The following is a 24,645-nucleotide window of genomic DNA, read 5'->3' on the forward strand; positions in this document are numbered from 1 at the left end:
ACGACTGAGGCGCGATCACCGGGGGACGCGGAGGCGAGATGTCCAGTGGGCTGCCGGCGCGGCTGTTGCGGCGGCGCGAGGTCTCCCGGCGGGCGTCGTTCCTGGAACTCTTCTTCGACCTGGCCTTCATCCTGGCGTTGAACCGGCTGTCCCAGGCCCTTGAGGACGACCTCAGCGTGGACGGGGCGTTCCGGACGGCACTGCTGTTGGCCGCCATCTGGTGGGTGTGGTTCGTGACCGCCTGGTCGACCGACTGGTTCGAGCCGCGTACGCCACTGATCACCGCGCTGCTGCTCTGGGTGATGTTCGGCGGGATGCTGATGGCCGCCGCGGCACCCACCGCGTACGCCGGACACGCGCTGGTGTTCGCGGGTGCGTACGTGGCGATTCATCTGGGGCGGGCGGCCCTGCTGCTGCCGGCCCTGCGCGGGCACCCGCTGCAACTGCGGACCCTGCGGGTGGCGATCTGGTTCGCCGTCTCCGGGGTGCTGTGGCTCGTGGGGGCGTTCGTCGGACCGGCCCAGGTGGTCCTCTGGACGGCGGCGGTGGTGCTGGACTACTCGATGGCGCGACTGCGTTGGCCGACGCCGGCGCTCGGTCGCAGCAGCTGGGAGAACCTTCAGATCATCGGGGAGCATCTGTCCGAGCGTTACCAGAAGATCTTCATCATCGCCCTGGGCGAGCTGATCCTGACCGCTGGCATCACGTACAGCGAGCGCGGCTTCGACCTCGGTCGCAGCCTGGCGTTCGCCCTGATGTTCATAAACGCGGTAAGTCTCGGCCGGCTGTACCTGGTGCCCGGCGGGATGCGGCTGGGCGCCGCCATCGAGGCGCTGGGACCACCTGGAAGCAAATTGGGGCTGCTCGCCGGCTACCTGCACCTGGTGATGATCGCTGGCGTGGTGGCGACCGGGGTCGGTTCGCGGTTGATGATCATGGAGCCCTTCTCCCACGACCGGGTCGCCCTCGTGACGATGGTCGCCGGGCCGGCGCTCTTCCTGAGCGGCTGGATCCTGTTCGCGCTGGCCGTGCACCGTCGGATCTCCTGGCACCGGCTGATCGGGATGCTCGCCGTCGTGGTCGCCGCCGTGGCGGGCCGCGATCAGTCGTTGCTTGTCAACTCCGCGATCATCACCGGCCTGCTGATCCTGATCGCGCACAGCGACACGCTGGCCTCTCGGGCGCGCCCAGCCAGGCGGTTACCGTGAACGGTCGGTGGTGCTGTCGGGCAGCGGTAACCGCTCGCCGGTTCAGTGGTTGAGACGGACCGGTTCGGACGAGCGGGTGCGGACGAGGGCGGTGAGTTCCGCCCGGTTGGCCACGCCGAGTAGTCGGTAGGCGTTCGCCAGGTGGTACTCCACGGTACGTACCGAGAGGGAGAGACGCTCGGCGACCTCCCGGTTGCTCAGGTTGTCGGCCACCGCGCGGGCAACGCTCCACTGCCCGGGGGTGAGGACACCCGCAACCCCTGCCTGCCCGGCCCGCCGCCTACCGCAGGCCGCCAACTCCGCCTCGGTCGCGGTCACCCACGGCGTGGCGCCGAGCGACCGGAAGAGGGCGAGCGCCGTGTCCAGATGTGCACGGGCGATTCCCTTTCGGCGGCGGCGGCGCAGCGAGATGCCGTAGCAGAGCAGCGTCCTTGCCCGGGCGAGCACGTTCGATCCTCGGGTGTGCAGGCGCAGAGCCACCTCGAACGCCTGCCGCGCCGAGGCTTCGGCGTCGGCGGTGAGACCACGGCAGCGCCACGCCGCAGCCCGTACGTCCGGATTGGGATCGGACCGGCTGCGTCGCCAGAACTCGTCCGCGGCGGCGCGAGCCTCCTCGAAGCGGCGCTGCCGCCAGAGCGCCTCCACCAGGTCCGTGCCGACGGTCGTGGTGCCACGCAGGGCGGTACCGAGGGAGCGTGCGATGCGCTCGCCCTCGCCCAGTGAGCTGACGGCCTCCGTCAGCCGGCCCTGAAGCAGATCCCGAAGACCAGCAACCGACATGGTCATCAGGGCGATGGTGGGCATCCGGCCGGCGACCCCGCGGACCAGATCGATCCGGCGTGTGGCCTCGGCGTACTGCCCGCGGTGCACGAGCAGCGCGGCGAAGCGCACCTGCAGGTGGGCGATCGGCACGACGAATTCGCCGCTTCCGTAGAGGTCCTCGGCGATCGCGATGATGCGGGCCGCATCGTCCCAGGCGCCTCGCTCGATGTTCAGTACGCACCGCAGGGTGGTCGGCACCACGTCGAGGCCGGCGGCGCCGCCCGCTCGGCAGACCCGCTCCAAGCGTTCGACCAGTTCCTCGGCCGCAGCCACGGCGCCGGCTGCGAGGAGGGTCGCGACCGCCGGCATGAGCAGGTACGCCGAGCGGAGCAGTCGTTCGTCGTCCAGTGCCCGCCACCACGGCTCCGCGAGCGCCCGCACGCTCTGCAGGTCGGCGCGGGAGGCCCGGACGATGTCGCGCAGCAACGTCGTCTCCCAGGTCGTCCGCGCGCCGCGGACGGCCTCGACCAGCTCCGTGAGGCGAGCGAGGCGCAGCTCGGCCTCGGTGAGACGGCCGAGGCTGTACAGGCATCCGGCCTCCGCGCCCAGCAGTTCGGCGGCGAGGACGGGATCGCTTGTCGCCAGCTCGTCGACGACCTCGGCACAGGACGCCAGGCAGTCCGTCGAACCGGTGAGGAAGTCCCGAGCCAGCAGTACCCGGAGCCAGCCCGCCCGCTCGGCCGGCGTCCGCGCCTCGGTGGCCATCGCGTACGCCACGGCACCGGCGATCTCCAGGCGGCCCTGCCGTGCGGCGAGTTCCGCCGTCCGAGCGGCCCGGGCGCGCCGGGTGTCCGGTGAAGCGGAGACCGACCACGCCGCCGTGAGCGCCTGCACCGCCTCGAAGACGGCACCGCCGTCGAGCGCGTTACCGGCGGCCACCTCCAGGGCGGTGGCGAGCGGCTCGTCGGGTGTCCTGTCCCCGGCGGCGAAGCGGTGCCAGGCGGCGCGTGCCGGGTCGCTCCCGGCGAACGTCCGGGCGAGGCCGAGGTGCGCGGTGCGCAGCTCGGATCGTGAGGCCCGGGCACCCACCGCCGCGCGCACGAGCGGATGCCGGAACCGGACCCGGTCGCCGCCGGCCAGCCGCAGCAGCCCGCCCTCCTCGGCCGGTGCCACGTCCGCCAGCCCGAGCCCGACCGAGGTCAGGGCCGTTTCGGCGAGTCTCAGCGGCAGGTCGTCGAGGCTGAGCACCAACAGGGCCAGGCGTTGACGCCGATCGAGAGCCTCCAGCCGGAGGCCGAAGTAGGCCTCCATCCGTCGGCCCAGGCCCGGCAGCACCATCGTGGACGGCGGTGCCGCGGCGGCGCCCTCGCGCAGCAGCGCCGCGCCGAGTTCGACAAGTGCGAGGGGCGTACCCTCGCTGAGGCCGACCACCCGGTCGACGGCGGTACGGGTCAGGCCGGGGTAAAGCTCACGGAGCAGCGCCCGCGACTCCGCCTCGGACCATTCACCGACCTGGTGCAGCCGGGTGGCGACGCCGGCCAGCCGTTCGAGCAGTGCCGCCGAGTCCGGGCCGGCGTCGGTACGCGCGGCGAGCATGGAGACGATCCGCTCACCGTGCAGCCGGCGAAGAGCGAAGACGAGGCAGGACACGCTGGCTTCGTCGAGCCACTGCACATCGTCGACGACGAGGGTGACACCACCGTTGCGGGCCAGCCCGCGCAGCAGGTCGAGCAGCGCGGCGGCGACGGCGATGGGCCGCAGGGTCGCCGACCCGCCGGAATCCATCCGCAGCGCCGCCCGCAGCGTCACCACCGCCGGACCCGACCGGTCGAGCACGGGTGCGACAAGCTCGTGCAGACCCGCGTACGCGATCCGCGCCTCCGCCTCGTGCCCGGTGGCGCGCAGCACCGGAGCGGGCAGGTCCCGCTCCGTCAGGCGGTCCAGCAGCCAGGTCTTGCCCGCGCCGACGCAGCCGTGCAGGACGACCACCGGGGACCGCTCGTCGTCTCGGGCGGGGTGGGCGAGCACCTTGGCCACGGCGTCGTACGTCTCGCGCCAGCCCACGCCCCACCTCGCTCCCTCGCAGGAACCCTCGCACGGTGCCCGTCGGGCGGCAAGGAGGCCGAAGGGAGGACGGTGGTGGGCGATCAGGACCGTCGGGTGAGCACGATCGTCGGTTTCCTGCCGTCCGGTGCGGCGAAGGAGTACGTCAGGGTGTCTCCGTCGATCACGTAGTCGGCCGTGTTTCCGAGCGCGGTCCGGAATCCGTCGACGCCGGGCAGCGGCGTGGTGCGACCGCCGAGCGTGATCGAGCCGTCCCCCTCGACGTCCGACACGGTGAACGTGAGTCCGGTATCGGTATAGCGTCCAGTGAACCGGGCGGTCGCCCGGCCCGTCACGTCGGCGACCCGGCAGGTGGCCTGGTAACCGGCGGAGAATCCGCCCTCCGCCGTGAACGTCGCCACCCATGGCCCGTTGCAGGAGGGCATCGGGCCGTAATCCGCCGACATCGCCCGCATCACGCTCGCGACGTCGGTGACCCATTCACCGACCAGCCCGCCCGACTCGCACAGCTCCTCGACGGTGAGCAGCTCGGCCACCACGGCGACCTGCCCGGCGGCGGTCGCCCCCACGGCTGCGGCACCTTCTCCCGCTCCGGCCTGGGGAACCTCCGGCCTTGCCGCCCCACCCGGGCAGACGCATCCTCCCTCGGCCAGGCAGAACAGTGCGTTGCCACCGGGTGCCAGCTCGACCGTGCCGGCGAGCGGCATGGCGACGGCGCCCGCCGCACCGCCCTCGACGGTGACGCGTAGCACCTCGCCATCGGATGCGGCGATCCGTACCGGCAGCGTGCCGAAGGCGGGTACCCGCATGCGGGCCTCGACGGGTCCGGCCGCGACGGTCAGGACCGGGGCGACGCGGGAGTCGGTGATCCCCGGACCACGGGACTCCCAGACCTCACCCAGCTCGGGTGCACGGACGAGCGAGGTCGCGACGCGGCGGACCGCCTGGTCGGCGGCGCGGTCGAAGAGCGTCTCGACCGCCCGTGCGCCCCGGTGACCCAGCATGGGCAGCATCGTCCGCCACGGATCAGCCCCGGCCGCGTCAGCCACCGCGTACAGACCGATCGCGTCGTAGCTGCGCGTCGTCAGGGCCTTGGCCGGTTGCAGCAGCCAGGTGTCCCAGCGTGGGGCGCTCGACAGGGAACCGCCCACGTAGGCTTCGCCCGCCCATTCGGCCTGCCCCTCGACGATCCACAGTGGTGTGCCGTCGAGGTTGCGTCTCGGTGCGGCGTCGTACTGGAAGCAGTGCCAGACCTCGTGTGCGATGGTGCTCGTGATCGAGTTGGCGTCGTCGCCGAAGAGCGTGCGCGGCAGCGCGATGCGACAGGCCTGCGCCCTCCCGCCAGCGTCGACCACCGGGGTCGTCAGGGCATCGCCGCCGGTTCTCGCGTCGGCAACCGTGCGTACCCGCACCGGTAGCCGCAGCCGGTGCCCGCTCCGCCCCTCGATGTCCGCGACGATCCCCGCCATGATGGCGGTCAGTTCCTCGTTCGACGGGACCGTTTCTGGCGCGACCGTGGTCGGGCCGCGTCGGGCGGGAGCCTGACCTGGCTGGAGGACGAGTTCCTGTTCCTCGCCGGACGGTTCGATGATCGCCCTGATCCGGTCGGCGACCGGTGGGTCGAGAGCGGGCAACGCCTGCGCGACCGTACGCAGGGCAAGTGCCGCCAGCGGCGGTGCGGTCGACCCCGCCTCCGTCCAGGGCTCGACGCCCGGCAGCGGTTCGACGAGTCCGGCCACCATCCGCTGCGCCTGGTCGAGCGGTAGCACACCGTCCTTGTCCAGCAGCTCACCGAGTGCCAGCAGGGCTGGATCGGGCCGTGCCTCCACCGCGTCGCCGTCGGACGGCGCCAGTTTCTTGCCGGCTGCCGTGCATCCGGAGGTTGCCAAGAGCAGGAGGGCGAGCAGGAGCGCGAGAAGCGGGTCTCGACGACCGCGTCGTGACAAGGAGACCTCCGCGTGCTGTCCTGGTCCCGGGTCCGGCGGTCCGCCGCCGCCTGAGGCGAGCGGGCAGCCGAGCCGGATGTGCGTCGGTAGACGGTACGGGCAACGGGCCACCGGTACATCCGTGGCGAGCGCCGGAGTGTAGAGCCGGTTGTCCCCCGGACGGTCGGCGGCCAGGAGGGGTGGCGGCGAGGGGTTGCTCTCTCGCCGCGGGGAACGAGCCGCCGGTCGGGAGCCCGGGAAAACAGGAAACTCCGGTCACGGGTCGTCCGGTCAACCGGTCGCCGTTCGTCATGCAGATGAATACTCGGCACGACGAGTTAGTAGGGAGACCTGACGTGAAGTACATGATGCTGGTCTGCACCGATCCGGAGCCGGACCCGGAGCCGAGCAACCACCCCGATGTCGAGGTGTGGGTGGCGGAGAACGACGCCGCCGGGCGGCGCCTCCAGGGCGCCCAGCTGGCACCGGCGTCGGCCGCCACCACGGTACGGGTCCGCAACGGCCAACTGCTGGTCTCCGACGGTCCGTTCGCCGAGGTCAAGGAGATGATCGTCGGCTTCGACCTGCTGGAGTGCGCCGATCTGGACGAGGCGATCGAGGTCGCCCGGGCGCATCCGATGGCCTGGGCCGGGCGGATCGAACTCCGCCCGTTCGCCGACTTCGAGCAGTGACGGATCCGGCCGCCGAGATCGCGGTGCCGCAGGCGCTGCCCGACGGCGATGGCGCGGCGGCGGAGCGGCCCGCCGAAAACGGGGGTACGGCGGTCGGTCGGGCCGCGGCGGCGCAAGCCGTCGCGGCCACCGCCGTCGAGGCGTACCCGCGGATCGTGGCGGCCCTGATCCGGATCACCGGTGACTGGACGCTGGCCGAGGACTGCACGCAGGAAGCCCTGGCCCGGGCGCTGGACCGGTGGCCGGTCGACGGGGTACCGGCCAACCCGGCGGGCTGGCTGATGGCGGTTGCCCGTAACCGGCTCCTCGACGTGGTGCGGCGGGCGTCGGTCGAACGACGCAAGCTGCGTGACGTCGCGGTGCTGGCCCTCACCGCCGCCACCGCGGAACCGGTACCGGACGAGGAGGTGGTGGACGACCGGCTGCGGCTCATCTTCACCTGCTGCCACCCGGCCCTCGCGCCGCAGGCGCGGGTCGCGCTGACCCTCCGGACGATCTGCGCGGTGCCGACCGCCGACATCGCCCGTGCCTTCCTGGTCAGCGAGTCCACAATGACGCGGCGGCTCACCCGGGCCAAGGCGAGGATCGCCGACGCGGGCATCCCCTACCGGGTGCCCCGTGGTCACGCCCTGACCGAGCGGCTGCCGGGCGTGCTCGGCGTGCTCTACCTGCTGTTCACCCAGGGGTACGACGCGGACGGCGAACCGGCCTTCGCCGAGGAGGCGATCCGGCTGGCCCGGTTGCTGGTCCGGCTGATGCCGGAGCAGCAGGAGGCGACGGCGTTGCTGGCGCTGTGCCTGTTGCAGCACTCCCGCCGGGCCGCCCGGCGGGACACCGACGGCAACCTGATCCCGCTCGACCGACAGGACCGGTCCCGCTGGGACCACGCGGCGATCGCCGAGGCCAGCCGCCTGCTCGCCGGGCTGACGCAGTCCGGCCCGTACGCGTGGCAGGCCCGGATCGCGGCGTGCCACGCCACCGCGCCCAGCGCCGACGAGACCGACTGGCGACGGATAGCCGACTGCTACGACCAGCTCGCCCGGGTGCAGCCCACCCCGGTGGTCGCACTGAACCGGGCCGTCGCGCACGGCTACGCGTACGGGCCGGCGGCCGGACTGGCCCTGCTCGCTGAGGCGCGCGGCGGTGGCGGGCTGGACGGCTATCCGTTGACCCTGGCGGTGGAGGCGGACCTCGTCGCCCGACAGGGCGACCGGGAGCGGGCAGCGGCGCTGTTCCGCGCGGCGGCGGACCGGGTGCACGGCGAGGCCGAACGTCGGGCACTGCTCGAACGGGCGCGGCACGGGTAGTCGACCTCCTGGACCGGTGGCCTGGGCGGCGGCAACCGGACAACCGCAAGCGTCGGGCCGTACCGGGGCTGCGCGGACGACGGAACCGGTCGATACTGCGGAAATGATGCGGTGGGTCCGGATGAGCGCCGTCGTTCTGCTCGCGTCGAGCGTCGCGGCCTGTGACGGTACGCCGCCGGAAGCCGCCCCGGTCTCGCCGGCACCAGCGGCCCCGTCCGCAGATTGGACGGCACCGCCGCTCCGGCTGCCCACCACAGGGCCCGGCGACGCCTGCCCGGTCACCGAGCCCCGGCCCTGGTCCGACAGCGACCAGGCACACCGGGTGCTCGGCCCCGGCCCGCTGTACCCGGTCGCCGACTACTTCGCCGACGGTGCCCTGCAACTGCGCGACGAGGACCGGGAACAGGACGGCACGTACACGAAGAAGGTCCGGTGGATCGGCTCCGGCTACACCGGGCCGGTGCTGGTACGAGCGGCGCGGATCGACGCGCCGGGCAGCGCGACCGTGAAGTTCTCCTACACCGGTGAGTCCCGCGACGATGCGCATCACGCGGTGCTGAGCCAACCGGACAGCGACCTGCCGGCCACCACGACGGTCAGTGGACCGGGTTGCTACGCGTACCAGGTCGACGGGGTGTCGTTCAGCGTGACTGTCGTCTTCCGCGCCGTCCCGGCCACCAGCCGTCCGTCCTGATCGCCAGCATTGCCGCGCCCGGTCACGGGCGGGACGCCGGGTGCGCTGCCTGGCTCAGGTAGCTGACGCCGGTCGCGGCCTCGGAAACCTGCCAGAGCCGGCTCGCGAGAGCGAGGTCGTCGCCGGGCGGGAGGATCGGGCGGGCGTGCACCCGGCTGTCCCATTTCCGTAGTGACGGGCCGAGGACGACTCCGGTCTCAGCGGTGGCGCTGGTGGCGGCGTAGAGCAGCGGGATGGTGCCGCGCAGCGGAGTGCGGGCGAGCAGCAGGCCGCCGATCCGGGTGAAGGCCCAGGCCGCCAGGCCGTCAGCCTGGCGGTGCATGGGCGTTCGAGCCATTCCGGGGTGGGCCAGGAAACTGCGTACCTGGCTGCCGGCGCGGCGCAACCGGCGGTCCAGTTCGGCGCCGAAGAGGATGTTCGCCTGCTTGGACCGGATGTACCGCTCGGTCGCGGCGGTGGCGGAGTCACCAGCGAGGTCGTCCAGGTCCGGTCCATCACGGAGCAGGCGGTAGAAGTCGGAACTCACGGTGACCACCCGTGGATCGCGGTCGCTGCGGAAGAGATCCAGCAACAGGCCGGTCAGGGCGAAGTGACCCAGGTGGTTGGTGGCGAAGATGGGCTCGTACCCCTGCGGGGAGCGCTCCAGCCCGGTGGCGGTGATGCCGGCGTTGTTGAGCAGCAGGTCGATCTCACGGCCCTCGTCGCGCAGCTGTCCGGCGAAGGCCCGGACCGAGTCGAGGTCGGCCAGATCGAGCCGCCGCACCTCCAGGTCGCCGGTGCTGCCGGCGCGGGCCCGCTCGCCCTTGGCCACGTCCCGGACCGCCATGATCACAGTTGCGCCGTGAGCGGCGAGTTGCTCGGCGGCGACCAGGCCGAGGCCGCTGCTGGCGCCGGTGACGACGGCGGTCCGGCCGGTCTGGTCGGGTATCTCGGCGAGAGCCCAGGCAACGGGCATGGCCCACCTCCAGTTCGCTCCGGAACGGATTAATTATCCGCTCTCTCCCGGTGACCATAGCACGCGAGCGGATAGATAATCCGCTGAGTTCCGGATGGATTATCCTCGTACCGTGGCGGGTGGGCCGACGACAAACAGCGAGTCCCTGCGGGCGGACTCGGCCCGGGTGCGTGCCCGGATGCTGCGGGCCGCCCGTGAGCGGGTCGCCGCCGGTGACCTGGATCTGCCGATGAACGCCGTGGCCAAGGCCGCCGGGGTCGGCGTCGGGACCGTCTACCGGCACTTCCCCACCCGGCACGCGCTGCTGGAGTCGCTGGCCGCCGAACGGTTCGCTCTCCTGGTGCAGGCGGCTGAGCAGGCCGTGACCTGTCCAGACGTCGCCGTGGGACTGGCCCGCCTGCTCCGGGCCGCGCTGGAACATCAGCGCGGCGACCCCGCGCTCGCCGTCGTGCTGTCCGCCTCCGACAACGCCTGCCAGGAGACGACGGAGCTGGTCCGGGCACTCGCCGAGGCCGTCGACCGGCTGCTGGAACGGGCCCGCGAGGCCGGGGCGATCCGGCCGGAGATCACCGCCGAGGACGTCCGGGCGCTGTTCTGCGGGTTGCAGCGCACGGTGCAGGTCGGGGGCGACACCGAGCTGTACATCGACATCCTGCTGCGCGGCATCCGGCCCTAGCGCGGGACTTCGCCGGCGGGCTGTGGTCCGGCACCCCGCCGACGGTGGCGGTTGTCGTCGCAACGGCTACGGAACAGCAGCGTGGTTTCATGGGCGCATGGCGAACCCGGTGATTCTTTCCGTCGACGACGACCCGGCGGTCTCCCGGGCGGTCGCACGGGACATCCGGCGCCGCTACGGCGACCGGTACCGGGTGGTACGTGCCGCTTCCGGGCCGGAGGCGTTGGAGGCGCTGCGCGAGGTGAAGCTGCGTGGCGATCAGGTGGCGTTGCTGCTGGCCGACTACCGGATGCCGGAGATGACCGGCATCGAGTTCCTGGAAGCCGCGATGGACCTGTTCCCCGCCGCGCGCCGGGTGTTGCTCACCGCGTACGCGGACACCGGTGCGGCGATCGACGCGATCAATCTGGTCGACCTCGACCACTACCTGCTCAAACCCTGGCACCCGCCGGAGGAGAAGCTCTACCCGGTGGTCGACTCGCTGCTGGAGGCGTGGGCGGCCAGCCCGGCCGCCGGGGCGAGCGAGATCCGGGTGGTCGGGCACCGCTGGTCCGCCGAGTCGTTCACGGTGCGGGACTTCCTCGCCCGCAACCTGGTCCCGTACCGATGGTTGCTGACCGACGACCCCGAGGCCGGCCGGCTGCTCACGGCCGCCGGGGTGACCCCGGCCGACGTCCCGCTGGTGGTCACCGCCGACGGCAAGGCGCTGGTGGCGCCCTCGGAGGTGGAACTGGCCGGGCTGGTCGGACTGGACGTCCACCCCACTGCCGACTTCTACGATCTGGTGGTGGTCGGCGGTGGCCCCGCCGGCCTGGGCGCTGCCGTGTACGGGGCGTCCGAAGGGTTGCGCACCGTCCTGGTGGAACGGCTGGCCACCGGCGGGCAGGCCGGTCAGAGCAGCCGGATCGAGAACTACCTGGGCTTTCCCGACGGGGTCTCCGGAGCGCAGCTCACCGACCGGGCCCGGCGGCAGGCGTTGAAGTTCGGCGCGGAGCTGCTCAGCACCCGGGAGGTGGTGGGCCTGGAGGAAGCCGGGTCGGCCCGGCTGCTGCGGTTCAGCGACGGCCAGACCCTCGCCGCCCACTCGGTCGTGCTGGCCACCGGCGTGTCGTACCGGATGCTCGGTGCGCCCGGACTGGCCGACTTCACCGGCCGGGGCGTCTTCTACGGTTCGGCGGCCAGCGAGGCACCGAGCTGTGTGGGTGAGGACGTCTACATCGTGGGCGGGGCCAACTCCGCGGGACAGGCGGCCGTCTACTTCTCCCGCTACGCGCAGCGGGTGCACCTGCTGATCCGGGGCGCGGACCTGACCGCGTCGATGTCCAGGTACCTCATCGACCAACTGGGCCGCATCGACCAGGTCGTCGTGCACCCGCACACCGAGGTGGCGGGCGCCGCCGGTGACGAGCACCTGCAACGGTTGACCCTGCGGGACACCCGGACCGGCGAGCAGCGGGAGGTGGAGACGTCGTGGTTGTTCGTCTTCATCGGCGCCGAGCCCCGCACCGGTTGGCTGGACGGCACGCTGGTCCGCGACGAGCGGGGGTTCGTGGTCACCGGACCGGACCTGGTCACCGGAGGGCGGCGACCGTCGGGCTGGTCGCTGCCACGCGAGCCGTACCACCTCGAATCGAGCGTGCCCGGGGTGTTCGCCGCCGGTGACGTCCGCGCGGCCTCGGTGAAGCGGGTCGCCTCCGCCGTCGGCGAGGGTGCCATGGCCGTGTCGCTGGTGCACCGGTACCTGGAGGCGCAGTGACCAGCGGAGATCCGGGCGGCGACCGGCAGCCGCGGCGGATGACCGCTGACGACCTCCGCACGCTGTTCCTCTTCGAGTCGCTCGATGAGGGGCAATTGCGCTGGCTGGCCGACCAGGGCCGGGTCGAGCGGCGCAACGAAGGTGACCTGGTCTACGGCGAGGGTGATTCGGCGGAGTGCTTCTTCGTCCTGCTCGACGGCACGGTACGGCTCTGCCGCACGGTGCACGGCGACCAGGTGGAGATCAGCCGCACCGCCCAGCGCGGCGTGTACGGCGGCGCCACCCAGGCGTACCTCGGTGACGACCGGCAGTACCGCAACAGCATGTGGGCGCTCACCGACGCCGAGTTCTTCGTGCTGCCGGCGGAGCAGTTCGCCCACGCGGTGCGCACCTGGTTCCCGATGGCGATGCACCTGCTGGAGGGCATGTTCATCGGTATGCGGGACACCCAGACGCTGATCGGCGAGCGCGAGCGGCTGCTGGCCCTGGGCTCCCTCTCGGCGGGCCTCACCCACGAGTTGAACAATCCGGCGAGCGCGGCGGTGCGGGCGACCACCAGCCTGCGGGAGCGGATCGCCGGGATGCGCCACAAGCTCGCCATGATCGCCGACGGTCGGCTCGACGGCCGGCGGCTGCACGCCCTGGTGGCCCTTCAGGAGGAGGCGGTGGAGCGGGTGGCCAAGGCACCGACCCTCTCACCGCTGGCGACAAGCGACGCCGAGGACGAGCTGACCGACTGGCTCGACGACCGGGGCCTGACCGCCGGCTGGGAGCTGGCGTCGACGCTCGTCGGTGGAGGGCTGGACGTCGACTGGCTGGAGCGGGTCCGCGCGGCGGTCGGCGAGGAGGATCTGGAAGCCGCGGTGCGCTGGTTGACCTACACGGTCGAGACCGAACTGCTGATGCGTGAGATCGCGGACGCCGCCATCCGGATCTCCACGCTGGTCGGTGCGGCGAAGCAGTATTCCCAGCTCGACCGGGCGCCCTACCAGGTGGTGGACGTGCACGAACTGCTCGACGCCACGCTCGTGATGTTCAAGGGGAAGATCTCCGCCGGGGTCCGGCTGGTCCGCGAGTACGACCGGAGCCTGCCTTCCATTCCGGCGTACGCCGCCGAGCTGAACCAGGTGTGGAGCAACCTGATCGACAACGCGCTCGGCGCGATGGGTGGCGACGGTGTGCTGACCGTCCGGACTCTCCGGCAGGACGACTGGTTGATCGTCGAGGTCGCCGACACCGGTCCGGGAATTCCGGACGAGATCCGTCCCCGCATCTTCGAGCCGTTCTTCACCACCAAGCCGGTCGGTGAGGGCACCGGCCTCGGTCTGGACATCTCCTACCGGATCGTGGTGAACAAGCATCATGGCGACATACGGGTGACGAGCACGCCCGGCAGCACGCTGTTCCGCGTCCTGCTGCCGATCAGCCCGCCGGAACCGCCGGCCGGTTGACCGGGCCCGCCCCGGGGCGGCTCGCGATCACCGGTCACCTGCCCGGCCGGCGAGCGGTCAGGCGGTGCGGTCCAGCCGTACGCCGGCCGGCTCGGCATGGTCGAAGACGTCGTTGATGAGCACCACGTCGCGGCCGGTGTTGGCCAGCAGGGAGGCGGCGAGGGCGGCCCGGTAGCCGGACCCGCAGTGCACCCAGACGGTGCCGGCCGGGATGTCGGCCATCCGGCGGGGCAGCTCGGGCAGCGGTACGTGCACGGCACCGTCGACATGGCCGTTCCGCCACTCGTTGCCCAGCCGCACGTCGAGGACGACCTGCGGGGCGGGTAGCCCGACCGGTGGGTTCCCGGCCTGCGCGGCGGCCAGCGCCGGGAAGTCCGCGACGAGCAGCTCCCGCAGCTCGGTGGGCCCGTCGGCCCACTGCCGTGGAGCGCCTGTCGCCTGGGCGGCGGGCCGGTCGATGCCGATCCGGACCAGCTCGCGCTGGGCGTCGGCGACCTGCTCGGGTGTCTCAGCAAGCAGCGTGACCGGGGTGCCCCAGTCGATCAGCCAGCCGAGCCAGGTCGACATCGGGCCGTCGAGGCCGAGGCTGACCGTGCCGGCCAGGTGTGAGACGGCGTACGCCTTGCGATGCCGCAGGTCGACCACCCACTCCCCGGCGGTGATGCGCTCCCGTAGCTGCGCGGCGTCGGCACGCGCCACCGGGGTGAGGTCCACCGGCGCCGGGCCGGCGGTGTTGGCCACCCCCATGTGCGCGTAGTACGCCGGGTAGGCGTCCAGGCCGGCCAGGGTCTCGGTGACGAACTCGGTAGCGGCCAGCCGGAACACCGGGTTTACCTGCTTCTCCCGGCCGATCGTCGAGTCCGGGGCGTCGGCCTGGCTGGCCGAGCAGAAACTGCCGAAACCGTGGGTCGGCCACACCTGTGCCCCGTCGGGCAGCAGGTCCGCGAGCCGCTTCGCCGAGGTGTGCTGACGGCGGGCCAACTCGTGCGCGTGCTCCGCACCGAGAAGGTCGGTGCGGCCCGTGGTGCCGAACAGCAGCGATCCTCCGGTGAACACCCCCAATGGGGTCCAGCCACCCTCGGTGGCCTCGTCGACCACGTACGACAGGTGGTGGAAGGTGTGGCCCGGCGTGGCGACGGCCCGCAGCCGCACCGCCTCCGACACCTCGATGATGTCGCCGTCCCCGACCGGTACCCGGTCGAAGCCCACCTCGTCGGCGGCGGCCACCAGGTAACGCGCCCCGGTCAGCCGGGCCAGATCCAGTCCGCCGGAGACGTAGTCGTTGTGCAGGTGCGTCTCGACCACGTGCGTGATCCGCACGCCTGCCGCACCGGCGAGGTACAGCACCCGGTCGATGTCCCGCTGTGGGTCCACCACGACCGCGACCCGGCCGTCGGTGACCAGGTAGCTGCGATCGCCGAGGGACGACGTCGTGATGACCGAAACCTGCACCGTCATGCCCAGCTCCTCGATAGCTCGTCTCCAGCAGGTGGCTTACCCGGTCGGATGGCGGAGATGCCGTCTCGCTCGGGTACTCGCCTCGACTATACCCCGGGGGGTATGCGTCGCCCAGTCTGGTGGGACGGCCGGATCGAAAGGTGGCCGGTCCGCGGTCGGACTGCTCCGACCGCGGACCGGCGTTGTCACCTACCGGTCACAGGCGCGCGCACTGACCCGACGCCGGGCCCCGCACCGTGTTCGCCCGGCCCTCGTTAACCGGGGCCGGGGTGTTGCCCGAGCAGGCCAGCGGACCGCTTACGGTGTTGGCGGCGACGACCACCGGCTGGCTGCCGGAGTTGCCTGTCACACTCACCGGGCCGCTGACGGTGACCTCATCGACCCGCACCCCACCGAGGTTGGACACCAGCGACAACGGCCCGTTGATCCGAGCCTTGCTGATCTTCAGGTCGCCGGTGGCACCGGCCACCGTGACCGGACCGGAGACCTTCGTACCCGACAGCTCGAACAGCACCGGCCGGGTGGCGGACACCGGGCCGTTGATGGTGCCGCCGGTCACCCGCAGCGAGGCCCCCGCGGCGATCGACACCGGGCCGGCGATCGTGGCGTTGTCCACGCAGGTCAGGCCGGTGGTCACGAGCAGCGGCTTGGCGTGCTTGCCGGTGATAGTGGTGGTGCACTCCGGCCCGCCCTGACCGACCGACGATCGCGGCTCGGTGTCCGCGGTCACCGGCGAGTTGGCGGCGAAGTAGCTGACCAGCATGGTGAGGTCGTTGTCGCCGGTGGTCGCCGGGTTGGTGCCGCCGCCGAGAGCTGTGAAGTTGTCCCCGCCGGAGGCGAGGAACGAGTTCACCGTCACCCGGTAGCTGCCCGCCGGATCGATCGGCGTTCCGTTCAGCCGCATGGAGGTGATCCGCGAGCCCTGGGCGGCCTGCGGGTCGTACGTGTAGCTGAAGCCCTCCGACACACCCAGCCACAGCACCGGCCGGGACGCACCCGCCGGCTGCCACTGCTGCTCCAGCACCTGCTTGATCTCGGCACCGGTGTAGGTCTTGGTGACCACGTCGTTGGCGAACGGCTGGACGGCGAAGGCGTCGGCGTAGGTCACCGTGCCGTCGGTCCCGTACAGCAGGTCGGCCCGCAGACCGCCCGGGTTCATGAACGCGATCTGCGCCCCGCCCCGGCCGGCGTCCCGGGTACCGGCGAGCTGCACGTCGGCGATGAAGTTGCCAAGCGCCGACTCCTTGCCCCGATCCTCGTTGCCGTCGGTGTAGGCCCGCCGGATGTCGGCGGTGATCTCGCCGAGCTTCCGCTGGCCCAGCTCCTGCGCCCGGACCTTGGCGGCGGCCACGATCTCCGCCACCGCCGGGTCCTGCGGCGCACCGACGACATCCACCAGGGACGCGTCGGCAGAGGTCACCGAGCCCGACTCCGGCTCGAAGGTCAGCGTGACCTTGCCCAGGCGCTTGCCGTAGTCCTCGGCCTGGACGATCGGCCGCAGCTTGTCGGTGCCGGGGACCGGCACCTCGAAGGCGTACGGCTGGTGGGTGTGCCCGCTGAAGATGACGTCGATGGTGGCGTCGGCCCGGGTGAACTTGCCGAAGACCGGGTCGCTCGCCAGCGCCTCGGGAGAGTCGATGTTCTCCGTCGCGGCGCCTTCGTGGGTGAGCAGCACCACCACGTCGGCCTCGCCGTTGGCCGGGTTGCCGTCCTTGAGCTGACCAGCGACGGCGTTGGCCTCGGCGACCGGCTCACGGAAGGTGATGCCGGCGATGCCGCCCGGAGAGACAAGCGAACCGGTCTGCTCGGTGACCACGCCGATGAAACCGACCTGCACGCCGCCGATGTCGTGCACCGAGTACGCCGGCAGGGCCCGCTCGTCACCCCGGTACACGTTGGCACCCAGGTGCGGGAAGTCGGCCCGGGGGATCACCCGGTCGGTGAGGTCCGCCATGCCCTTGTCGAACTCGTGGTTGCCCACCGCCGAGACGAGCAGGCCCATCTGGTTCAGCGCGTCGATCGTCGGGTTGTCGTCGTCGATCGCCGAGATGAAGGTGGAGGCGCCGATGTTGTCACCGGCGGAGACGAACGCGGTGTTCGGGTTCTCCGCCCGCAACTGGTTCACCAGGCCGGCGACCTGAGCGGCGCCGCCGACCGGCTGGCCGCCCACGGTGGCCGGGGACTCCAGCCGGCCGTGGAAGTCGTTGATACTCAGCAGTTGCAGGTCCACCGGGCCGGTGTCGGCCCCGGTGTCGATGCCCACCACCAGCGGGTTGTGGTCGCTGGCCCGGTACGGGTCCGGCGCGAAGAAGGCGGCCAGGCCGTCGTACTGGAAGGCGTACGACTCGACCGCGTTGATCTGCCAGATGTCGACCCCGGTGACCCGCGACGCCAGCGACGGCGAGGCGAGCGCGTGGTCGAGTGAGCCGGACTCACCGTTGAAGACGTAGCTGGCCTTCCCGGTGTCGTTGAGGTTGCGGTACTCCTTGCCGTAGAGGACCTGCATCGGGTCCTCCTGGGTGTACGAGTTGAAGTCACCCAGCAGGATCACATCGGAGGTCCCGCTGTCGGCCTTCACCTGGTCGACGAAGGCGGCCAACGCGGTCGCCTGCCGGACCCGGTCGCCGTTCCAGCCGCCCTGACCGTCACCGGAGTCGGCGTTGTCGCCGCTGCCCGCGCCGCTCTTGGACTTGAAGTGGTTGGTCACCACCACGAAGTCGATCTGGCCGGCGGTGAAGGTCTGCGCGATCGGTTCGCGGGCGTTGAACCAGACGCTCTCGTCGTTCACCGACCGCGACGCACCCTTCGGCTGCGTCTTGGCCGGCTTGAAGATGATCGCCCCGGTGATGACGTCCTGCTGGGCCGGGGCGGGCAGCTCGGCCGGGTTGCGCACGTAGTCCCAGGTGCCCGCGCCGTCCTTGGTGTTCAGGGCGGCGACCAGGCGCTTGAGCGCCTGGTGCGGGTCCGCCGTGTCGAACCGGACCGAGTTCTCGATCTCCTGGAGCGCGACCACGTCGGCGTCCAGCGCGCTGATCGCCGAGACGATCTTCGCCTCCTGCTTCGCCAGCGCCGCCTCGTCGGCGGCGCCCCGGGCGTCGCCACCGAAGTGGACGAAGTAGTTCAGCACGTTGAAGCTGGCCACCCGCAGGTCGCCACCGACCTCGACGGGCCCGGCGGTACGCGGGTTGGTGGCCTTGAAGGTGGTCCGGTCGGCCGGCGAGGTGTCCGCGTCGACCGGACGGGTCGGCTGCAGGCGCCACTCGTTGAAGCCGTACGACAGCACCGACGGGCCGAACGCCTCCACCGAGTCGCCGACCCGCAGCGGGCTGGTCGGCGAGACGTACGGCGGCAACAGCCCGGCGGTGGCCAGGTTCGTCGTCCGGCCGTCATCCACCAGCAGGCGGCGCAGCTTGTTCTCGGCGGCCAGGGCCTGCGCGGTGGCCGAACCGGGACGGGCGACATCGGTAGGCGTCCGGGCCGGCTGGTCACCGGCGGCGAGCACCACCTCGCCGTACCGGTTGGTGTTGTACACCTCGGAGACGGTGTACGCGCCGACCGGTGCCACGAGCATCGACTCGACCGACTCGCGAGCCGCCTCGTCCAGGGGGAACTCGACAGGGACCGGCGCCGGCAGCGGTGCGCCCTGCGCACAGACCTGGACGTCGGTCCGGGCCGCGATGGTCAGCTGGGTGAGACCGTTGAACTCGCTGGCCGTCCCGCTGACCCGTACCCGGTCGCCGATCGCGACCGACGGGTGGTTCGCGGTGTTGGTGGTGAGGTACACGAAGATGGCGTCCGAGGCGGTTCCGGCGGCCACCGGGCGCTCCGCACCGCTGCCGGCCGTCTGCACGTACACCCCGTTGTAGCCACCGGTGCGGTGGTCGGCGGTGACGATGCCCTCCACGGTCACCCGACTGCCGGCGACCGGCGTGCCGGCACCGCTGCCCTGCACCTCGGCGATGGTGTGGTCGACGGTGACGGTGCAGCCGGTCGGATCAGGGTCCGGGTCCGGGTCCGACGCTGCGTTGCGTACCCCGAAGGTGTTCGGGGCCGGTGCCTGCCAGCTGCCATCGATCTTCTGGAGCGAGTGGCCCGCCGGGGTCGACGCGGTCTCCTGCACCCCGATGTCGACACCGGTCCGGCCGTTCGCCGGCCCACCGACCGCGGTGAAGGTGCCCTCGTAGGTCAGGAACTCGGCGACGTCACCACCGGGGGCGACGAGGGCGACGCCATCGGGCGACCCGTTCTGGATGCCGTCCGTCGGGTACGACTCGACGACCACACCCGTGGCCGGCACCACGCCGCTCAACGTCCTGGTGCCGTACGCCGCGCCGTTGGCGCCGTTGTAGAGGACGATCTGCCAGCCGGTCAGGTCGAAGCCGACCGGCGCCTCGATCTCGATCGCCTCGCCGGTGTCCGTGCCGACGTTGTCGTAGTGGATCTCACTGATGAACGGCGTCGTGGGCACCGGGTCCGCGAAGGCGGGGGTGCCACTGGAGAGGATGAGCGTGGTGGCGGTGACCAGTACGCCCGGGATTGTGAGTAGTCGTGTACTTCTTGTGCGCTGCATGTAAGCGGCCTCCGAAGGGAGTAGACCGTCGGAGGATAAGCGGCACCGGTGTCCAGGGGGGAGCCACCGGGTGTACCAATGCGGCAAAGACCGTGACCTGGCCCGTGCCGAACCCGCTCGCAGCGACGAGCGTCGTCGTGCGCGGCCGGGCGCATGTCGGGCCGCGGAGTGATGATGAGGGCATGGTCGTGACTTGGGACGTCATCGGGGCCCCGTCGAGCGCGGGGGCCCACACCCCCGGGGTGGAGCGGGCACCGGCCGCACTACGCGAAGCCGGCCTGGTGGAGCTGCTGCGGCAGGCCGCCGAGGTCGACGATGTCGGTGACGTGCCGCCGTTCCGATGGCGGCCGGACCCGGCCCGGCCCAACGGCCAGAACGCCACGGAGGTGCTCCGGGTGGCGGCGGACGTGGCGCAACGGGTCGAGGCGTCGGTACGCCGAGGTCGGTCGCCGCTGGTCCTCGGTGGCGACTGTACGGTGACGATGGGCCTGGTGGCCGGCCACGAGCGGGCGGGCTCGCCGGTCGCGCTCGTCTACGTCGACGGGGGACCGGATCTCTACACGCCGCTGACCCGGGCAAACGGCAACCTGGACGCGATGGGTCTGGCGCACCTGCTCGGGCTGCCGGGGACGCTGCCCGAGGTCGCGGCGGTCGGCGGGGCGGTGCCGCTGCTGAATCCTGAGCGGGTGGTGGTCTACGGCGACTCACTGCCCCCCGGCGACCACGAGTACGACCTGGTGGCCGAACTCGGCATCGACCACGTGCCGGCGAGCGAGGTGCACGCCGATCCGATCGCGGCCGCCCACCGGGCGCGGGCGGCCGCCGAGGACGCAGCGGCGGCGTTCGTGGTGCACTTCGATGTCGATGTGCTCAACTTCGTCGACGCCCCGCTGGCCGACGTACCCGAACCGGACGGGCTCACCCTGGACGAGGCGTCCGCCACGCTCGCCACCCTCGTGGCCAGCCCGCGTTTCGCCGGCCTCTCGGTCACCGAAATCAACCCGGACCACCTGCCGGACACCGACCTCCTGCCCCGGTTCGCCCGGATCCTCGCCGGAGCGCTCTCCGCCCGCTGAGAGCCGATCCCGGTCAGCCGCCCCGGGCGACCGGACCGATCAGCTGACGCTCGGTGCCGGTCATGCTGAGCATCACCCACTGCACCTTGCCCTTGGTGATCAGACCGACCATCTCCGGATGCAGCTGGGTGAACCAGCTCTGCACGCTGGCCAGGCCGAGGGCGTTCGCGGCGGTGGCCGCCTCGGCCTCGGTGAGCCGCTGGAGCACCACGATGTCGCTGCGCACCAAGACCTCGACGTCCCAGCCGGCCAGGTCGTCGCGGACCACCAGGGTGGCCCGCCAGGGTGCGCTGAGATTGGTGTCCGGCCCGGTCACCGGGCCGGTGTCGATGACCACGAGCTGCGGTTCGGTAGGCGTGGCCGGCACCGGAGGAGCGACACCGGGCGGCAGGAAGGAGGCGATCTCACGACCGATGACGCAACGCCGCAGGAAGGCGTCCCACTCCTGCTCCCGTGCGGTCTGGATGAACAGCCGGGCGCCGAGCGCCAGCGACCGGAAGGCGAGCAGCTCGGCCGCGCGTACCCCGCCGGTCAGCATCAGCCGGGTCGGCTCGGCCCGGAACACCCGCAACCCCACCGGCTCCTGCTGCCGGTTACGGCCCACGACCAGCCCACCGCCACCGGCGACCAGCCGTAGCCCGGCGACGGCGGCCCCGTCTGCCACGTGCAGCCCCATCCGACTGCCGGGAAAGGCGACGCCGTTCATCGCAGGAAGCCTCCCAACGGCAGGGTGGCGGCCACGCCGTGGGCGTGCTCGCCGTCGAGTCTCTGCAGGCGACCGCCGCGATCGCGGATCGCCTGGTCGAGCGCGCGATCGGCGGCGGCCAGCGCGTCCGGGTCGGCGCCGATGAGCCGGAACGCCACCTCCACCAGGGCGTCGTCGTCACCCGGGCGACCATTCTCCCGAGCCACCGAGATGGACACCACGCCGGCTGCGGCGGGCAGTCCGCGCAGCAGCGGATCCATCTTCCAGGCCCGGCTGGGCCACGCGAGCAGTCGGTAACAGCTCTGCGGAACACCCTGAACCGACAGGTTCCGCCAGCCTTCCCGGGCCAACGGACGGTCCGCGCCCACCGCGCCACCGGTGAGGTGGGTCAGCTGGGCGACCGCGGCGAGCACCTCGTCGCGATTGAGCAGACGGGCCGTCGCCCGTTCCTGCCGGAGCTGGCGTCGCGTCCGCCGGATCGCCGCGGTGAGCGCCGGCCGCAGGTCACGGTCGGCGTGGAAATCGGGGGTACGCGGAGCATGGAGCACCACCCACGCCTGCCGACTGGCCGGCACGCCACCGTTCGTCAGTTCGCGGTACGCGCGGTCGACAGCCGCCGCGCGGGCACGTGGCGCCGGGGTCACCTGGATCAGCACCTGCACCGTCACGACGGGTGTCGCCGGGTCGGCCGCCGGCAGCAACGCCACCGGCGACGGCAGGGCCTGCGGCGCGCCCATCAGCAGCGCCCCCTCGGTCGGATCGACCTCCAGCACCGCACTGAGCCCACCCCGATGGGTCAGCAGTACGGCCGGCTGGTCGTCGATCTCGACCTGATCCAGCTCGACGGTGCGCTCCAGATGGCTCAGCAGCTGCCAGGGGCCGTCGGACCCGGCATCAACCAGGTGTCGGCTCCGCCCCCGGTACGCCCACCACACCGCCAGCCACTGGTGGAGCCAGCGGCCCCGGTGGCGCACCACCGTGGGAGAGAGCAGCAGCACCGTGGCGGCGGCGACGGCGACGGTGAGCGGCACGCCGTGCGGGGTGGCCGCGAGCACTGCCGCCGCACCGGCCTGCCAGGCCACCAGCTGAGCCACGTGGATCCCACCGACGCGAGGCTGCCGTCGGTGCGGGCGTACCACCGGAGACGTCGCGGCGTCGGCGGCCGCGACCTCCGCGACGGGCTGTCCCGCCGGGGCGGTCGTGGCCTGCGGAACGGCCCGGCGCTCCGGCGCCCGAGCGGCCGGCGCGGCGACGGCGGCCGAGGCCGCAGCGGCGGCCTGACTTGTGTACGCGGTGCCGACGGTGGCCCGCCCCTGCCCGCGCTGAGCCGCCCAGTTGTGGCCGGGCCCGGTGCCGCCGAGCGTGGGTGCCGGCGGCGCACCCTGCTGCTGGGGCTGCGCCGCGCGCTGCTGTGGCGGCGGTGCCGCCGCCCCCGGGTGATGCTGCCAACCCGGCTCGCCCGGCTGGGCCGCACCCGGATGAGTCACCGCACGTCCCTCCCTGACCGGCGCGGCATCGTCATCGCCCGATCGCGGCGCGTACGTCGGCCACGGTCACGGTCCGCAACTCGTCCAGGCTCGGACGTTGGCCGGACTGCCGCAGTCGCTGCGCCTGCGTCTTGCGGACACCCTCGAACAGCTTGCGTGCCTCCCGGGCGTTGCCGAAGTTCTGGTCCCGCTCGATCGCTCCGAAGTGCTCGCGGAGCACCTCGGAGACGCCGTCGGCGAGCAGGTACTCGTCGCCGCCGGCCATCCGTTCCACGATGACGACCAACTGCTCCGGGGAGTAGTTGCCGAACTCCACAGTCTTGGCGAAGCGGGAGGCCAGACCGGGGTTGGCGTCGAGGAACTGCAGCATCTCACCGGTGTAGCCGGCCGCGATCACCGCGATCTCGTCGCGGTGGTCCTCCATCAGCTTCACAAGCGTGTCGATGGCCTCCTGCCCGAAGTCGCCGCCGGTGCCCGACGACCGGGAGAGGGTGTAGGCCTCATCGATGAAGAGCACGCCGCCACGCGCCAGTTCGAAGGCCGCGGCGGTCTTCTCGGCGGTGTGGCCGATGTACTGGCCGACCAGGTCACGTCGGGAGACCTCGCGGAAGGCGCCGCCGGGCAGTGCGCCCAACGCCGCCAGCAGGTCACCGTAGATGCGCGCGACAGTGGTCTTACCGGTGCCGGGGGCACCCGCGAAGATCAGGTGATGGCTGACCGCGCCGACCGGCAGCCCGGCGCTGCGCCGCCACTCGTTGACCTGGATCTCGTCGATGAGGGCGCGGACCTCCTCCTTCACCGACTCCAGACCGACCATCGCCGCCAGCTCGGCCAGCAACTTCTCCACCCGGGCGGCGTCCTGGCCGGTGGTGGCGCGGGCAGCGTCGGCCCCGAATGCGGCCTTCCGGTTGACGGTGCCCTCGACGACTGTCGGCTCGGCTCCCTCGGCGATCTCGATCGCCGGCTGGCCGGTGTTCTCCGTGGTGCACTCCTCGACGGTGCCGCGGCAGCCCCGGGCGAACGAGACAGCCGGGCCGCGGGTGTCGCGGATCCGGCAACGACGCAGCACCGGAGCGCTCTGATGGACCACCGCCACGCCGGCCTGTCCGGTCTGCGAGATGTCGCAGGTCTCGATCGTGGGCCGGCCGTACTGGTAGATGTAGATGCCACGGTTGCCGCAGCGGGTCACCGTGCTGGTGCGGATGGTCGGTGCCGCCCCGATCCGCACGATGATGCCGTCCTCGCTGAGGTCGGTGAACTCGCATCCCTCGACGCTGCCGTCGGAGTCCTCCACCACCAGGCCGTACCGCCCGCCGGTCACCCGGCACCGGTTCAGCGTGAACTCCGAACGGCCGGCCACCTGGATCGCCGCACCGAAGCCGGCGCTCAGCTCGCACCCGGTCATGGTGAGCCTCGCCCGGTCGGCCACCACGACCGGCGCGTCACCCGCCTTGAGGACCAGGTCGCGCAACTCCAACCGACCGGAGTTGCAGGACACCGTCGGGTACGTCCCGGAGGACGCGTCGATGGTGACCGTGCCCGGGCCCTGCGCGGCGACCACGCTGACGCCACGGTCGTTGACGAACAGGGCCTCGTGGTAGGTGCCGGGGCTGACCGACACGACCGTGTCGTCGCTGGCGACCGCCAGTGCCTCACCGATGGACGGGTAGGCACCGGGCTGATCCGGGGAGACGAGAAGGGTGCGCGTCATGGCTCCGGCTCTGGACGGCGAAGAGAGGGCTGGACCGACGATATCCCAGGCGGTCGACGTGATGTGAGCCCCTCGATGCCAGTGGTACCCGCACGTCCCACCCGCCGGACGGACGACGACGGTTAGGCTCGCGGGCGGGGCGGGCAA

Annotated in this window: 16 protein-coding genes; 8 read left to right on the forward strand and 8 right to left on the reverse strand. The window is 72.0% G+C overall.

What is annotated here, in order from left to right; genetic code table 11:
• Positions 1-38: 38 nt before the first annotated feature.
• Entirely contained in the window at positions 39-1,208 is a 1,170-nt protein-coding gene (locus AB0I71_RS27025; protein WP_357589233.1) for a low temperature requirement protein A, read from the forward strand.
• Between the two features lie 42 nt (positions 1,209-1,250).
• On the opposite strand, the gene AB0I71_RS27030 is transcribed toward AB0I71_RS27025, so the two are convergent.
• Both AB0I71_RS27030 and AB0I71_RS27035 read right to left on the reverse strand, forming a co-directional pair.
• A complete protein-coding gene (locus tag AB0I71_RS27030; RefSeq protein ID WP_357589235.1) occupies positions 1,251-4,034 on the reverse strand; it encodes a LuxR C-terminal-related transcriptional regulator in 2,784 nt (927 codons plus the stop codon).
• An 83-nt stretch (positions 4,035-4,117) separates the two neighbouring features.
• On the reverse strand, positions 4,118-5,923 hold the full coding sequence (locus AB0I71_RS27035; protein WP_357589237.1) for a hypothetical protein: 1,806 nt from the start codon (positions 5,921-5,923) through the stop codon (positions 4,118-4,120).
• Between the two features lie 392 nt (positions 5,924-6,315).
• On the opposite strand from AB0I71_RS27035, the gene AB0I71_RS27040 reads away from it, so the two are divergent.
• The 3 genes from AB0I71_RS27040 (at position 6,316) to AB0I71_RS27050 (ending at position 8,652) form a co-directional block, all read left to right on the forward strand.
• Positions 6,316-6,651, forward strand: a complete 336-nt coding sequence (locus AB0I71_RS27040; protein ID WP_282236493.1) for a YciI family protein — start codon at positions 6,316-6,318, stop codon at positions 6,649-6,651.
• The gene (locus AB0I71_RS27045) at positions 6,648-7,958 is read left to right on the forward strand and encodes a sigma-70 family RNA polymerase sigma factor (protein WP_357589240.1); all 1,311 of its coding nucleotides are present in this window, start codon (positions 6,648-6,650) and stop codon (positions 7,956-7,958) included. The genes AB0I71_RS27040 and AB0I71_RS27045 overlap by 4 nt, the downstream gene beginning before the upstream one ends.
• Before the next feature lie 121 nt (positions 7,959-8,079).
• Positions 8,080-8,652, forward strand: a complete 573-nt coding sequence (locus AB0I71_RS27050) for a hypothetical protein (RefSeq protein WP_357589242.1) — start codon at positions 8,080-8,082, stop codon at positions 8,650-8,652.
• Between the two features lie 22 nt (positions 8,653-8,674).
• Here AB0I71_RS27050 and AB0I71_RS27055 read toward each other — a convergent pair whose 3' ends face one another.
• Positions 8,675-9,607 (reverse strand): SDR family NAD(P)-dependent oxidoreductase, encoded by a 933-nt coding sequence (locus AB0I71_RS27055; RefSeq protein ID WP_357589244.1) that lies wholly within the window; start codon positions 9,605-9,607, stop codon positions 8,675-8,677.
• A gap of 112 nt (positions 9,608-9,719) precedes the next feature.
• Here AB0I71_RS27055 and AB0I71_RS27060 point away from each other — a divergent pair, with 112 nt between their 5' ends.
• From AB0I71_RS27060 to AB0I71_RS27070, 3 genes are all read left to right on the forward strand, one after another.
• Positions 9,720-10,283, forward strand: a complete 564-nt coding sequence (locus AB0I71_RS27060) for a TetR/AcrR family transcriptional regulator (RefSeq protein WP_357589246.1) — start codon at positions 9,720-9,722, stop codon at positions 10,281-10,283.
• A gap of 97 nt (positions 10,284-10,380) precedes the next feature.
• On the forward strand, positions 10,381-12,039 hold the full coding sequence (locus AB0I71_RS27065; protein WP_357589248.1) for an FAD-dependent oxidoreductase: 1,659 nt from the start codon (positions 10,381-10,383) through the stop codon (positions 12,037-12,039).
• Positions 12,040-12,077: 38 nt separating this feature from the next.
• Complete coding sequence (locus tag AB0I71_RS27070; protein ID WP_357589250.1) at positions 12,078-13,490, forward strand: ATP-binding protein; 1,413 nt, start codon at positions 12,078-12,080, stop codon at positions 13,488-13,490.
• Positions 13,491-13,547: 57 nt separating this feature from the next.
• Here the strand turns inward: AB0I71_RS27070 and AB0I71_RS27075 are convergent, their stop codons facing one another.
• Both AB0I71_RS27075 and AB0I71_RS27080 read right to left on the reverse strand, forming a co-directional pair.
• On the reverse strand, positions 13,548-14,948 hold the full coding sequence (locus AB0I71_RS27075) for an MBL fold metallo-hydrolase (protein WP_357589252.1): 1,401 nt from the start codon (positions 14,946-14,948) through the stop codon (positions 13,548-13,550).
• A gap of 196 nt (positions 14,949-15,144) precedes the next feature.
• On the reverse strand, positions 15,145-19,518 hold the full coding sequence (locus AB0I71_RS27080) for an ExeM/NucH family extracellular endonuclease (RefSeq protein WP_357589254.1): 4,374 nt from the start codon (positions 19,516-19,518) through the stop codon (positions 15,145-15,147).
• Between the two features lie 182 nt (positions 19,519-19,700).
• Between AB0I71_RS27080 and AB0I71_RS27085 the strand changes: the two genes are divergently transcribed.
• Positions 19,701-20,594, forward strand: a complete 894-nt coding sequence (locus AB0I71_RS27085; protein ID WP_357589256.1) for an arginase family protein — start codon at positions 19,701-19,703, stop codon at positions 20,592-20,594.
• Between the two features lie 13 nt (positions 20,595-20,607).
• Here the strand turns inward: AB0I71_RS27085 and AB0I71_RS27090 are convergent, their stop codons facing one another.
• From AB0I71_RS27090 to AB0I71_RS27100, 3 genes are read right to left on the reverse strand one after another with little or no spacing between them, the layout of a single operon-like run.
• The gene (locus tag AB0I71_RS27090) at positions 20,608-21,300 is read right to left on the reverse strand and encodes a hypothetical protein (protein ID WP_357589258.1); all 693 of its coding nucleotides are present in this window, start codon (positions 21,298-21,300) and stop codon (positions 20,608-20,610) included.
• On the reverse strand, positions 21,297-22,787 hold the full coding sequence (eccE, locus tag AB0I71_RS27095; protein WP_357589260.1) for a type VII secretion protein EccE: 1,491 nt from the start codon (positions 22,785-22,787) through the stop codon (positions 21,297-21,299). The genes AB0I71_RS27090 and eccE overlap by 4 nt, the downstream gene beginning before the upstream one ends.
• A gap of 31 nt (positions 22,788-22,818) precedes the next feature.
• Positions 22,819-24,498 (reverse strand): right-handed parallel beta-helix repeat-containing protein, encoded by a 1,680-nt coding sequence (locus AB0I71_RS27100; protein WP_357589262.1) that lies wholly within the window; start codon positions 24,496-24,498, stop codon positions 22,819-22,821.
• Positions 24,499-24,645 lie beyond the last annotated feature (147 nt).

This window comes from Micromonospora sp. NPDC049891, assembly GCF_040660295.1.
Lineage (GTDB): Bacteria > Actinomycetota > Actinomycetes > Mycobacteriales > Micromonosporaceae > Micromonospora.